Source organism: Pseudomonas sp. LPB0260, from assembly GCF_013388395.1.
On sequence record NZ_CP058247.1, the window covers coordinates 475706 to 488693 of the forward strand.

12 protein-coding genes are annotated in these 12988 nt (G+C 66.2%); 3 read left to right on the top strand and 9 right to left on the bottom strand.

Features of this window, described 5'->3' with window-relative positions; genetic code table 11:
- The first annotated feature begins 67 nt into the window (after positions 1–67).
- Positions 68–853 (top strand): TSUP family transporter, encoded by a 786-nt coding sequence (locus LPB260_RS02010; RefSeq protein WP_208706978.1) that lies wholly within the window; start codon positions 68–70, stop codon positions 851–853.
- On the opposite strand, the gene nudC is transcribed toward LPB260_RS02010, so the two are convergent.
- The 4 genes from nudC to LPB260_RS02030 all read right to left on the bottom strand — a co-directional run bounded on the left by nudC (position 821) and on the right by LPB260_RS02030 (position 6701).
- A complete protein-coding gene (gene nudC, locus LPB260_RS02015; protein WP_208706979.1) occupies positions 821–1651 on the bottom strand; it encodes an NAD(+) diphosphatase in 831 nt (276 codons plus the stop codon). The genes LPB260_RS02010 and nudC overlap by 33 nt on opposite strands.
- Positions 1652–3331: a ferrous iron transporter B gene (locus LPB260_RS02020; RefSeq protein ID WP_208706980.1), complete on the bottom strand. Its 1680-nt coding sequence runs from the start codon at positions 3329–3331 to the stop codon at positions 1652–1654.
- Positions 3332–3381: 50 nt separating this feature from the next.
- On the bottom strand, positions 3382–4194 hold the full coding sequence (locus LPB260_RS02025) for a crotonase/enoyl-CoA hydratase family protein (RefSeq protein WP_208706981.1): 813 nt from the start codon (positions 4192–4194) through the stop codon (positions 3382–3384).
- Positions 4195–4433: 239 nt separating this feature from the next.
- Positions 4434–6701, bottom strand: a complete 2268-nt coding sequence (locus LPB260_RS02030; RefSeq protein ID WP_208706982.1) for an arginine/lysine/ornithine decarboxylase — start codon at positions 6699–6701, stop codon at positions 4434–4436.
- Between the two features lie 251 nt (positions 6702–6952).
- Here LPB260_RS02030 and LPB260_RS02035 point away from each other — a divergent pair, with 251 nt between their 5' ends.
- Complete coding sequence (locus LPB260_RS02035) at positions 6953–8050, top strand: saccharopine dehydrogenase family protein (protein ID WP_208706983.1); 1098 nt, start codon at positions 6953–6955, stop codon at positions 8048–8050.
- A 118-nt stretch (positions 8051–8168) separates the two neighbouring features.
- On the opposite strand, the gene LPB260_RS02040 is transcribed toward LPB260_RS02035, so the two are convergent.
- From LPB260_RS02040 to LPB260_RS02060, 5 genes are all read right to left on the bottom strand, one after another.
- A complete protein-coding gene (locus LPB260_RS02040) occupies positions 8169–8630 on the bottom strand; it encodes an Lrp/AsnC family transcriptional regulator (protein WP_208706984.1) in 462 nt (153 codons plus the stop codon).
- A gap of 205 nt (positions 8631–8835) precedes the next feature.
- Positions 8836–9525, bottom strand: a complete 690-nt coding sequence (locus LPB260_RS02045) for an ABC transporter permease (RefSeq protein ID WP_208706985.1) — start codon at positions 9523–9525, stop codon at positions 8836–8838.
- Entirely contained in the window at positions 9522–10217 is a 696-nt protein-coding gene (locus tag LPB260_RS02050) for an ABC transporter permease (RefSeq protein ID WP_208706986.1), read from the bottom strand. Before LPB260_RS02050 ends, LPB260_RS02045 begins: the two co-directional genes overlap by 4 nt.
- 58 nt (positions 10218–10275) lie before the next feature.
- The gene (locus LPB260_RS02055) at positions 10276–11028 is read right to left on the bottom strand and encodes an ABC transporter substrate-binding protein (protein ID WP_208706987.1); all 753 of its coding nucleotides are present in this window, start codon (positions 11026–11028) and stop codon (positions 10276–10278) included.
- Positions 11029–11045: 17 nt separating this feature from the next.
- A complete protein-coding gene (locus LPB260_RS02060; protein ID WP_208706988.1) occupies positions 11046–11819 on the bottom strand; it encodes an ABC transporter ATP-binding protein in 774 nt (257 codons plus the stop codon).
- Between the two features lie 359 nt (positions 11820–12178).
- Between LPB260_RS02060 and gfa the strand changes: the two genes are divergently transcribed.
- Positions 12179–12757: an S-(hydroxymethyl)glutathione synthase gene (gene gfa, locus LPB260_RS02065; RefSeq protein ID WP_208706989.1), complete on the top strand. Its 579-nt coding sequence runs from the start codon at positions 12179–12181 to the stop codon at positions 12755–12757.
- Positions 12758–12988 lie beyond the last annotated feature (231 nt).

The following is a 12988-nucleotide window of genomic DNA, read 5'->3' on the forward strand; positions in this document are numbered from 1 at the left end:
TTATGCGCTGCCGGGCCGCGTCGCGAACAGCGCGCGCGCCGCACAATAGGACACAGGTCGTCTTTTTATGCCCCTTCCATTCGAGCTGGCCGTCGACCCGAGCGTACTGGCCATTCTCGCCCTGGTCGCCTTCACCGCCGGCTTTATCGACGCCATCGCCGGTGGCGGCGGCCTGCTGACCATCCCGGCCCTGCTGACCGCCGGTCTGCCGCCCCACCTGGTGCTGGGCACCAACAAGCTGTGCGCCACCTTCGGCGCGGCCACGGCCAGCTACACCTTCTACCGGCGCAAGCTGTTCGCCCCGGCGCAGTGGCGCAACGCCCTGATCGGCACGGCCATCGGCGCCCTGCTCGGCGCCGCCGTCGCCCACTGGATGCCGGCGGCCTGGCTGAATCAGCTACTGCCTGCAGTGGTGTTCGCCTGCGGACTCTATCTGCTGTTCGGCCGAGCGCCGGAGGCCTCGGGGGACGCCCCGGCGCCACCGGCCCGCGGTCGTCAGTGGCCACAGGGCCTGGGACTGGGCTTCTACGATGGCATAGCCGGCCCGGGCACCGGTGCCTTCTGGACGGTCAGCAACCTGCTGCTCTACCCCCTGGACCTGCTGCGCGCCAGCGGCGTGGCGCGCAGCATGAACTTCGTCAGCAATGCCTGCGCCCTAGTGGTCTTCATCGGCACCGGACAGGTGGCCTGGGTGCTCGGGCTGAGCATGGGCGTGGCGCTGATGGCCGGCGCCTATCTCGGCGCGCGCACGGCGATCGGCGGCGGCTCGAAGTTCATCCGCCCGGTGTTCATCCTGGTGGTGTTGGCGCTGACCGCGCGCCTAGCCTGGCAGCACTGGTTCGGGCAGGCCTAGACGGCGAGCGACGTAGAGGTCGATCAGGTAGCGGGCGATGGAGCGTGGCGCCGGCAGGGGTGGCAGGCTGTGCACACTGAACCACTGGGCGTCCTCGATCTCCTCCACCTGCATGACGATCTCACCGCCGGCGTACTCGGCGTGGAAACCCAGCATCAGCGAGTGCGGGAAAGGCCAGCCCTGGCTGCCCAGGTACTGCAGGTTGCGGACCTCGACACCGACCTCCTCGCGCACCTCGCGGGCAACGCACTGCTCGACCGACTCGCCAGCCTCGACGAACCCAGCCAGGGTGCTGTAGACGCCGCTGACGAAGCGTGGCGAACGGGCCAGAAGCACTTCGTCGCCGCGGGTGACCAATACGATCATGCTCGGCGATAGGCGCGGGTAGTGCCGCACCTCGCAACGCGGGCAATGCATCGCCCGCTCCCCCGCCAACGCCTGCATGGCTCCGCCGCAGCTGCCGCAGAAGCGATGCTGACGGGCCCAGGTGCCGATCTGGGTGGCGTAGCTGAGCAGGCGGAAGATGTCCTCCTCGCCTTGCAGCATGACCTGGCGCAGGCTCTGCCAGGCACAACCGGGCAGTAGCAGCGGCTGCTCCAGCTCCAGCAGGTAGACCGCCTCACCATCGAAATGACCGATGCCATGTTCGGCGACAATGGGCAGATCCTGCTGCTTCAGCCAGTGACGGGGAAACAGCAGGCCGTTGCTGTCGCCGAGGAACTGCTGCTGGCAGTGCAGCAGCGCCCAGCCGCCGGGCTGCCGACTGTCGAGCAGGGCCGGCTGCCAGTGCCGGCTCATCTAGACGGCCACCTTCATGCCAAGGGCGCGAACGCTGTCGGCAGCCAGGTCGAGCACGCTCGGCTGGGTCTCCGGGCGCAACACTGCGCCGGCTTCCAGGTAGTACTCCAGGCTGCTCAGGGCGTCGGCCAGGGTTTCCAGCATCTGCTCGGATGGCATCTGCGGGGTGTCGAGCATCTGCCGCTGAATGTACTCGGCGCAGGCGCCGACCAGTTCTGCAGCGCGCTCCTGACCGAGGAACCACAGCCCCCCGCGCACCGCCTGCAGGCTGAACGGCACATTGGACAGGTGCATGCGGTCGCCGCTCGACTCCAGGTAGGCGGTGATCGCGCGCTTGGCCAGGGCCAGGCCGGCACGGGCCTCGTCCACCACCACGATGCGCGCCTCGTTGAGCTGGTGCAGGGCGAAGGATTCGGCCTCGTGCCCCGGTTTCGCCTGGGCCGGACGGCTGTCGCGGCGTTCGCCGCTCTCCAGGCTGGCCACCATGCCTTCGACATAGAGCACCGCTTCGGCCAAGCGGTTCAGCTCGGCAGTCGGCGGCACCACCTCCTCGCGCCAGCCGGCAACCGTCTGCAGTTGCGCCGCCAGCGAGTTGCCGGCCGAGCTGAGGCCGACCATGGCGAGGGTCTTGCTCAGCTTGCCGAGCAAGGCGTGCAGACTGCTTAGGCTCTCGGCCTGCACCGTGCCGCGCTCGATCAGATCGAGCATGTCCTTGAGACCGGTCAGCTCTTCGCGAATCGCCGAACTGAGCGAGCGCATCACCGCCTGACCGGGACCGGCCAGGCGCCGGTACTCCTCCTCCAGCAGGTGATCGGTGAATGGCAAGGGCGTGAGGCCGAAGACTTCCCGCACCGGCGTGACTGTGGGCCCACGACTGTCGCCCAGGGCGACCAGATAGAGCAGCTCCTTGAGCAGGCTGCGTGAGGTCTCATGCTGCTCGTTGGCCAGCATCGACTTGAGTTCGCGGTCGACTCTGGAGAACAGCTGCTTGCGCGACTTTCGCGCCAGCATGCGGCCGTCGACCTGGGCCTCCAGGGCCGCCGCGGCGATCCAGCACAGACGCCCGCGCGGCTCACCGCCATACAGGCCGTCCAGACGGTTCATCGCACGCGCCATGAGTTTCAGGCTGGCCTTGGGATTCTGCTCGCGGATGAAGCCGAGCAGGCCCACTTGGTACATATGCCGCAGACGCTTGGCCTCGACGGCCCTGGCCGCCGCATCGAGGGCTGGCGCGTCACGATGCGGGCGCTGCTGGTCGAGGCGCACGCTGAAGAAGAAGCTCTCGGGCAGCCCGGGCTGACCACCGGCCTGACGCAGGTCGTTGATCGCCGGCAACAGCAGCTCGGGCATCTCCTGGCGGTTGGCGTCGACGCTCTCCAGATAGCGGCGCAGCACGTGCAGGGCATTGCTCAGTGCCGAAAGCTGCACGTCGCGCTCGCTGCCGGCGCCGGCGGGAATATCGGTGGCCTGGTCGAGCACTTCCTGGGCCAGCAGCTCCGCCCCGGTCAGTTCGATCAGGTTGAGCGCGCCGCGCACCTGCTGCAGGCCCTCCACCGCCTGCTGCAACAGGCTGCCGTTGTCACGCTCGGCGATGAACTGCTCCAGGCTGGACTCGGCCTCCTCCATGGTGGTGAACAGCTCATCACGCACCAGGCTCAGCGACGTGGCTCCTGAAACCATGGGCTAATGCGCCTCCCGCGCCGATAGAGAAGAGGATCGCGGACAGCGCATCAGTCGGCGAACTCCGGCTTCTGCTTGCTCATGTGGGCGGCCATGGCCACCCGCAGGTCGACGGACTGCAGCATCGCGGCGTTCCAGGTGGCGACGTACTCCAGGCCATCGTCGACCCGATGGTCACGCATGTAGCGGATCATCTCCTTGGTACCGCGCACGGCGATCGGCGACTTGGCGGCGATCTCGCGGGCGATGTCCATCACCCCGTCGAGCAGCGCCGAGGCATCACCGAAGGTGCGGTTGACCAGGCCGATGCGGTGGGCCTCTTCGCCGTCGATGGTCCGCCCGGTGTACGCCAACTCGCGCATCATGCCGTCGCCAATGATGCGCGGTAGGCGCTGCAACGTGCCGACATCGGCGGCCATGCCGATGTCGATTTCCTTGATCGAGAACTGCGCATCGACGCTGGCGTAGCGCATGTCGCAGGCGGCGATCAGGTCGATGGCGCCGCCCAGGCAGTAACCCTGGATCGCCGCCAGCACCGGCTTGCGGCAGCGGTCGACGGCATTGAAGGAGGCCTGCAGTTCGAGGATCTTGCGGCGCAGCGCCTCGGCATTGCGACCGACGTCCTTGCCCAGCTGACTGCCGACCTGGGCCAGCAGCATCAGGTCGATGCCGGACGAGAAATGCTTGCCGGCCCCTGACAGGACCACCACCCGCACCTCGTCGGTGGCATCGGCCCAGCGGAATATCTCGATGATCTCCGACCAGAAATCGGCGTTCATCGCGTTGACTTTTTCCGGGCGATTGATCACGACATGGGCGATCTTATCTGCCAACTCGACGCGGAAGGCTTTGTAGTCGGACACGGCAGTCATCCTCAAGCAGAAGGCGCGGGCGCGCTTAGAAAGATTCTTATGATATGAACCGGCCAACTATAACAAGGACAGTGTCAATGTCGATGCCATCCACTGTGACGCAGGGCACGCCATGCAACTTCAGTCGGAATTTGAGTCCCGGCGTTAAGCATTTGATCTGTCGAGGATACTAGCACCGGTCAGCGCGCCGCACCGGCGCCGCTTGAGGGCCCTGGCGCGGCAGGCGGCGCCTAGGCCTTGATGCAGTCCACCGTGTACAGGGCGCCCTGCGGGCCGTCCTGGCGTTGCAGCCCATGCACGTCCGCATCGAAGCCGGGGAAGCTGTGGTCGAAGGTACGGGCGAACTCCAGATAATCGATGATCGCGCGGGTGGCCGGGGTGAAGCGCTCGCCCGGCATGATCAAGGGGATGCCGGGCGGATAAGGCACCAGCATCACTGCGGCGATGCGGCCGTCGAGCCGGTCGATCGGCACCGCCTCGACCTCGCCGCGCACCAACTGGTCGTAGGCATCGGCCGGTTTCATCGCCACCTCCGGCAGCACCGTGTACATGCGCTTGAGCGCCTTGGCCGTGGCGTTCTCGCGGTAGCAGCCGTGCAACGCGTCGCACAGGTCGCGCAGGCCCATGCCCTGGTACTGCGCGCCGCCTGCCCTGGCGATGGACGGCAGGGCATCGGCCAGTGCCAGGTTGGCGTCGTAACTGCGCTTGAACTCCAGCAACTCGGTCAGCAGGGTGCTCCACTTGCCCTTGGTGATGCCCATGGAGAACAGCACGAGGAAGGAGTACAGCCCGGTCTTCTCCACCACCAGGCCACGCTCCCAGAGGAACTTGCCGACCACGGCAGCGGGTATCCCGCACTGGTCCAGCTTGCCGCCGGCGGTCAGCCCCGGCGTGACCAGGGTGACCTTGATCGGATCGAGCAGCACATAGTCCTCGGCCACTTCGCCGAAGCCATGCCACTCGGCCTGCGGCTGCAGCAGCCAGTCGCCGGTCGCCACCTCCTCGGCGCCCTCGGCCCGCGGCGGCTGCCAGATGCTGAACCACCAGTCGTCGGCCTTGAGGTTCTGCCGCAGATGGGCCAGGGCGCGGCGAAAGCTCAGCGCCTCATCGAAGGTCTCCTGGATCAGCGAGCGCCCGGCCGGCCCCTCCATCATCGCCGAGGCTACGTCGAGCGAGGCGATGATGCCGTACTGCGGCGAAGTGGAGATGTGCATCATGAAGGCTTCGTTGAAGCGGTCGCAGTCCAGCTGACGGCTGCCGCTGTCCTGCACGTGGATCATCGAGGCCTGGCTGAAGGCCGCCAGCAGCTTGTGGGTGGAATGGGTGGTGAACACCAGCGGGCCCTCGGCCTCACGCGAGGTGCCCATGCCGTAGCGCCCGGCATAGAACTCATGGAAGGCCGCATAGGCGTACCAGGCCTCGTCGAAATGCAACACCTCGACACTGTCGCCCAGGACCTGCTTGATCAGCTCGGCGTTGTAGCACAGGCCGTCGTAGGTCGAGTTGGTCACCACGGCGAGCTTGACCTTCGCCGCCGCGCCACCCGCGCGCGCCTGGGCCAGCGGGCTGGCGGCGATCTTGGCGCGGATAGACTCGGCGGAGAACTCGCTGAGCGGGATCGGCCCGATGATGCCCAGCTCGTTGCGTTCGGGGCTCAAGTACAGGGGGATGGCCCCGGTCATGATGATCGAGTGGAGGATCGACTTGTGGCAGTTGCGGTCGACCAGCACCAGGTCGTCGCGGGCGACCATGCTGTGCCAGACGATCTTGTTCGCCGTCGAGGTGCCATTGATCACGAAATAGGTGTGGTCGGCGCCGAAATTGCGCGCCGCACGCGCCTCCGCCTCGGCCAGGGGGCCGGTGTGGTCGAGCAGCGAGCCCAGCTCCGGCACCGACACCGACAGGTCCGAGCGCAGCGTGTTCTCGCCGAAGAACTGGTGGAAGGCCTGCCCCACCGGGCTCTTGCGGTAGGCCACGCCACCGCCGTGGCCGGGCGTGTGCCAGGAGTAGTTGGACTGCGCGGTGTGCTGCACCAGGGCCTTGAAGAACGGCGGCAGCAGGCCGTCCAGATAGTTGCGCGCGGCGCGGGCGACCTGGCGGGCGAGGAAGGGCACGGTGTCCTCGAACAGGTAGAGGATGCCGCGCAGCTGGTTGAGATCGTTCATCGCCTCGGCCGGCGCGTTCTCGATGGTGACCTGCTCGCCGAGGGCGAAGATCGGCAGCTGCGGCGCGCGCGTGCGGGCGATGCGGATCAGCTCGACCATGTCCTCCAGCAGGTGCTTGTTCTCCCCCGCCCCCTCGGCCGTCACCAGGATGCAGGCCAGGCCGTGGTGGGTCGAGGCGACGATGCGCCCTTCGGCGGCACTGGCGGTGGAGACGATGCTGAAGCCGTCCTGCTCCAGCTCCCGGGCGATCGCGCGCACCCGCTCGCCGGCCACGGTGTCGGCCTTGATGTCGCGGTGCACGATGAGCACGGGGAACTTGAGGTCTTTGTACATGGCGGTTCCTGCTCGGCTATGGCGCGCTTGCCTGTCCCTCAGGGTAGAAGGTCCAGGGTGCCATGTGACAAGAAAGTTATAAGACCCGCCGCGTACTGCCGTCCGCAGTCACGACCGGATTCGACTAAACGCATCACAAGCACGTCATATCGACTCACAAGCCAATCTTTTTGATGTTTTATGAGTCTTATTGTCGAACCAACTGCCCTTTAGACTGGCCACATCTGAACGCAACCTTGGAGATAACAACAATGAACGTCCTCCTGCTCGGCGCGGGCCACATCGGCTACACCATCGCCCAACTGCTGCACAAATCCGGCGACTACCGGGTGCTGGTAGCCGACCGCGACGCCACCTCGCTGAAAGCCATCGCCGACCTGGGCATCGCCACCCGCGAACTCGACTCGGCCGACAGCGGCGCCCTGGAAGCCGCCATGCAGGGCCAGGATGCGGTGCTCAACGCCCTGCCCTACCACATGGCCATCGGCGTGGCCAAGGCAGCCAAGGCCACCGCCACCCACTACTTCGACCTGACCGAAGACGTGCACGCGACCAAGACCATCATGGAGCTGGCCAAGGACGCCAAGACCGCGTTCATGCCGCAGTGTGGCCTGGCCCCGGGCTTCATCGGCATCGCCGCCCACTCCCTGGCGCGTCACTTCGACAGCGTGCGCGAGGTCAAGATGCGCGTCGGCGCCCTGCCCGAGTTCCCCACCAACGCCCTGAAGTACAACCTGACCTGGAGCGTCGACGGCCTGGTCAACGAGTACTGCCACCCCTGCGAGGCGATCCGCAACGGCAAGCTGCAGATGGTCCAGCCGCTGGAAGGTCTGGAGCACTTCTCCCTGGACGGCGTCGAGTACGAGGCCTTCAACACCTCCGGCGGCCTCGGCACCCTGTGCGAGACCCTGCAAGGCAAGGTCGAGGTGCTCGACTACAAGACCGTGCGCTACCCGGGCCACCGCGACCTGATGAAGTTCCTCCTGGAAGACCTGCGCCTGTCGGCCAACCAGGACAAGCTCAAGGACATCCTGCGCGGCGCGGTGCCCAGCACCATGCAGGACGTGGTGCTGGTGTTCGTCACCGTCAATGGCCTGCGCGGCGGCAAGCTGGTGCAGGAAGTGTTCAGCCGCAAGATCTTCGCCGCCGAACAGAACGGCCGCCTGACCAGCGCCATCCAGATCACCACCGCCGCCGGCATCTGCGCCGCCCTGGACCTGTTCCGCGAGCAGCGCCTGCCGCAAGCGGGCTTCATCAGCCAGGAGCAGGTGTCCCTGGAGGACTTCCTGGCCAACCGTTTCGGTCAGGCCTACGAGGAGCAAGAGGTGCAGACTCAAGAGGCCGCCTAAGCCTCGGCGAGTCACCGATCCCCGGTCGCCGGCAGCTCTGCCGGCGACCGGGGATTTTTCGTTTGGTCATCCGTTTCCCAGCCCGGCGCAGGCCAGGCGCCCGCCCAACCATTCCTGCCTAGAGCTTCTGTCCGCGATCCAGCTTGCACGACAGGATGATCGAGGTGGTGGTCTTCTCCACCCCGTCGACTTCGCCGATCTCGTCCAGCAACTGGTCGAGGCGCTCCGGCGAGTCGGCCCGCAGCCAGGCGACGAAATCGAACTCCCCACTGACCGTACACAACTGCTGCACCTCGGCCATGCTGGTCAGGCGGCGCAGCACTTCCTTGCCCGAGCGCGGCTGCAGGGTGATGCCCACGTAAGCCTGCAGGCCGCCATCCAGCACACGCTGGCCCAGACGCAGGCCGTAGCCGGTGATGACCTTGTGCTTTTCCAGGCGGGCGATGCGCGAGATCACCGTGGTGCGGGCGATCCCCAACTTGCGCGCCAGCATGGCCACGCTCTCGCGGGCATTGAGTTGCAACGCGGCGATCAGCTGACGATCGATGTCATCCAGGCGCAGCGGGTTCAAATCAGACATTCAGGACCAACCTCAAGAACTCACAAGACAACGAAACGCCGCCCGGCAAGGCCGGCCAGCGTTGGCAAATTACTGATTCCGCTACGACTCGGGCGCCTTCCTAAGGAGGCGCCCGAGTCGTCCTGGCTGACGGCCAGGGCGCCACTGCAGTCTGCTTATCCGCCGGCGCCGCGTAAAGGCACCGGCCGCACCGGGCGCGAGCGGCTCAACGACCCTGACAGGCATCCACCCGCAGACGCCGTTCCAGCAGGCGGAAGGCGTGCACCAGCAGATAGGCCGCCAGCAGGTAGAACATGCCGGCGGCGAAGAAGATCTCCACCGGCTGGTAGGTGCGGGCGATGATGGTGCGCGACATGCCGGTCAGCTCCAGCAGGGTGATGGTGCTGGCCAGGGCGCTGGCCTTGAGCATCAGGATCACCTCGTTGCTGTAGGCCGGCAGGCCGATGCGCGCCGCCCGCGGCAGGACGATGTAGAGCAAGGTCTGCCAGCGCGCCATGCCCAGCGCTCGCGCCGCCTCGATCTCCCCCGGCGGCACGGCCTGGATGGCGCCACGCAGGATCTCGGCGATATAGGCCGCGGTGTGCAGGGTCAGGGTGATGATGGCGCACCAGTAGGCATCACGCAGGTAGGGCCACAGCGGCCCCTCGCGCACCGCCTCGAATTGCGCCAGGCCGTAGTAGACCAGGAACAGCTGCACCAGCAGCGGCGTGCCGCGGAAGAAGAAGATATAGCCGTAGGGCAAGGCGCGCAGCCACCAGTGCCGCGAGGCCCGCGCTATGCCCAGGGGCAACGCCAGGATCAGCCCGGCGATCACCGCGATGCCGACCAGCTCGAGGGTCAGCCAGGCGCCCTCGAGAATCCGCGGCAGCCATTTGATGATCAGTTCCCAGTTCATGCGGCAGCCCTCAGGAAGCCACGGCTGGCACGCTTCTCGAGCAGGTGCAGGCCGATCATGGCGAGGATGGTCAGGCTCAGGTAGATGAACGCGGCCACCAGAAAGAAGGTGAAGGGTTCCTTGCTCGAGGTCACGGCGATCTGCGAACGGCGCATGATCTCCTCCAGGCCGATCACCGAGACCAGCGCGGTGTCCTTCATCAGGATCATGAACAGGTTGCCCAGCCCCGGCAGGGCGATGCGCCACATTTGCGGCAGGATCAGGCGCCAGAAGATTCGTGGCTTGGACAGGCCGAGGGCCTGCCCCGCCTCACGATGGCCCCTGGGGATGGCCAGGATGGCGCCACGGAACACCTCGGTGGCGTAGGCGCCGAAGCACAGGCCGAGGGCGATGGTACCGGCGGCGAAGGGCGACAGCTCCAGGCTGGCCACGCCGAGCAGGTCGGCCAGGCTGCGCATCAGGCTGACCGTGCCGAAGTAGATCAGCAGCACCCAGAGCAGCTCGGGCACGCCGCGCACCAGGGTCGAATAGGTGCCGCCCAGCCACTGCAGCGGCTTGTACGGCGAAGTCTTGGCCAGGGCGCCGAGCAGGCCCAATACCAGGCCCAGGGACAGCGACGCGAGCGCCAGCTTGATGGTCATCAAGGCACCGGCGAGCAGCGCCGGGCCGAATCCGTAGAGATCGAGAGTCATGATTCAAACCACCGCAGGGGGCTGGTACGGCAGCGGCGGCCGCACCAGCCGGTGCCGATCAGTAGATGCTGAAGGGGAAATACTTGTCGTTGATCTGCTTGTAGGTACCGTCGGCGACGATCTCCTTCAAGGCAACATTGAGCTTCTCGCGCAGCGGCTCGCCCTTGCGCACGGCGATACCGATCTTGTCGTTGTCGAACACCGGCTCGCCCTTGAACTCGAAGCCCTTGCCGGCATCGCTCTTGAGCCATTCCCAGTTGACGAAGGTGTCGGCCAGCACACCGTCGAGGCGACCGGACGTGAGGTCCAGGTAGGCGTTCTCCTGGGTGTCGTAGAGCTTGATGTCGACCACGCCGTCGAGGTTGTCTTCCAGCCAGGTACCGGCGATGGTCGCGCGCTGGGCGCCGATCACCTTGTCCTTGAGGCTGGCCTCGTCGGTCTTGAACTCGCCGCCCTTGGGCGCGATGAACTGCAGCTTGTTGGTGTAGTAGGGCTCGGTGAAGTCGACTGCCTGCTGGCGCTCCTCGGTGATCGACATCGAGGCCACCAGGAAGTCGAACTTCCTGGCGTTCAGCGCCGGGATGATGCCGTCCCAGTCGGAGGTGACCACTTCGCATTCGGCCTGCATCTTGGCGCACAGGGCCTGGGCGATCTCGATGTCGAAGCCGACCACCTGGCCATCGGCGTCGATCAGGTTGAACGGCGGGTAGGCGCCTTCGGTGCCGATCTTCAGCTTGTCGGCGGCCACGGCGCTGGTGCCGAAAGCCAGGGTGGCGGCCGCAGCCAGCAGGATCTTCTTGTAGTTATGCATGCGATGTAGCTCCATTTTCAGTGGTTACTGGACATGAACTGCTTGCAGCGTGCCGACTGCGGGTTGTCGAACACCTGTTCCGGCGGGCCCTGCTCCTCGACCAGGCCCTGGTGCAGGAACACCACCTCACTGGACACCTGGCGGGCAAAGTTCATCTCGTGGGTCACCAGCAGCATGGTGCGCCCCTCTTCGGCCAGGGCGCGGATCACGCTGAGCACTTCCTGGACCATTTCCGGATCGAGGGCCGAGGTCGGCTCGTCGAACAGGATCACCTTTGGCTCCATGCACAGGGTGCGGGCGATGGCCGCGCGCTGCTGCTGGCCGCCGGACAGCTGGTTGGGGTAGACATGGCGCTTGTCGGCGATGCCGACCTTGGCCAGCAAGGCCTCGGCGCGCTCGGTGGCCTCGGCCTTGCTCAGGCCCAGTACCCGGCGCGGCGCCTCGGTGATGTTGTCGAGCACGCTCATGTGCGGCCACAGGTTGAAGCTCTGGAAGACGAAGCCCAGCTCGCTGCGCAGGCGGTTGATCTGCTTGCTGCTGGCCGCCTGCAGGTCGCCGGCTGCGCCCTTCTTGAGCAGCAGCTCCTCGCCATTGACGATGATCTGCCCGCGGTGAGGGTTTTCCAGCAGGTTGATGCAGCGCAGGAAGGTGCTCTTGCCGGAACCGGAGGAGCCGAGGATGGAGATCACGTCACCGTCACGGGCATTCAGCGAGATGCCCTTGAGCACCTCGTGATCGCCGTAGCGCTTGTGCAGATCACGGATCTCCAGGGCGAACGGGGAGCTGGTCATGCAGTACCTCTTATTATTCTTTTTAAGCCTGGCAAATACTGCCGGCCGTCACGGCCATCCACCTAACACTCAGGCGTCATCGACGGCCTTAATGGCGTCATTCTTGCCCCGCGAAAGCACTGCTGCAGCCTTTCCAGACCCATCCAGCAGCGCCGCTGGCTACCGATCTAAACAAGGATGGGTACGCGCCTCAAACGAAAAGAAGGACTCGGTTCATTCCAAAATCTATGGAACTGCAAGGACTGCGGCGGTGCCGCCAGAGGCCGGCCAAGCCCTGCCGATCGACGGTAGCAGGCTGGCGAGCACGGGGGCTGCCCCGCGCTACGCTCATAGTGTTGGCATCGTTAAGGAGGTGAGAAATGACCAGCGCATTCTCGATTCACCCATCGGTGGACAACGGCATCCAGCCGGGCGCCGATGACTTCGCCGGCGGCACGCTGGCCTGTCACTGTTCCCAGAATCCGGTCAAGGTCAGGGTCGACGCCCAGTCGGCGCACAATCACGCCTGTGGCTGCACCAAGTGCTGGAAGCCCAGGGGCGCGCTGTTCTCCCTGGTAGCAGTGGTGCCGCGCGACAAACTGCGGGTCAGCGAGCATGCCGAGAAGCTCGAAGTGGTCGACCCCGGCGCTACCATCCAGCGCCACGCCTGCCGCGAGTGCGGCGTGCACCTGTACGGGCGCATCGAGAACAGCGCCCACCCCCTCTACGGACTGGACTTCATCCACACCGAACTGTCGCCGGACAAGGGCTGGTCGGCCCCGCAGTTCGCCGCCTTCGTCTCCTCGATCATCGAGTCGGGCACCGATCCGGCGTTGATGGGCGAGGTCCGCGCCCGCCTCAAGGCGCTCGGCCTGGAGCCCTACGATTGCCTGTCGCCGCCCCTGATGGACGCCATCGCCACCCACCTGGCCAAGGCCTCCGGCGCGCTGAAGAGCTGAATTCGGCCTACCGGCCCGAGGCCGCGGGACGGGCTCGCGGCATTGGCCGGTACGCCGGCAGGTAGCCAAGGCACGGACAGCTCGCGCCCCTCAGCGCGCCTGCAGCCCCGGCCCGCTGGGCTGCGGCTCGGCTTCGTCCGGGCCTTCCTCGGGCTCGACCTGCTTGCGTACGCGTGCAGCATGGCTGTAGGGCCAGGAGTGTATCGCCGAGTCCAGCTCCGGGCTCACCGG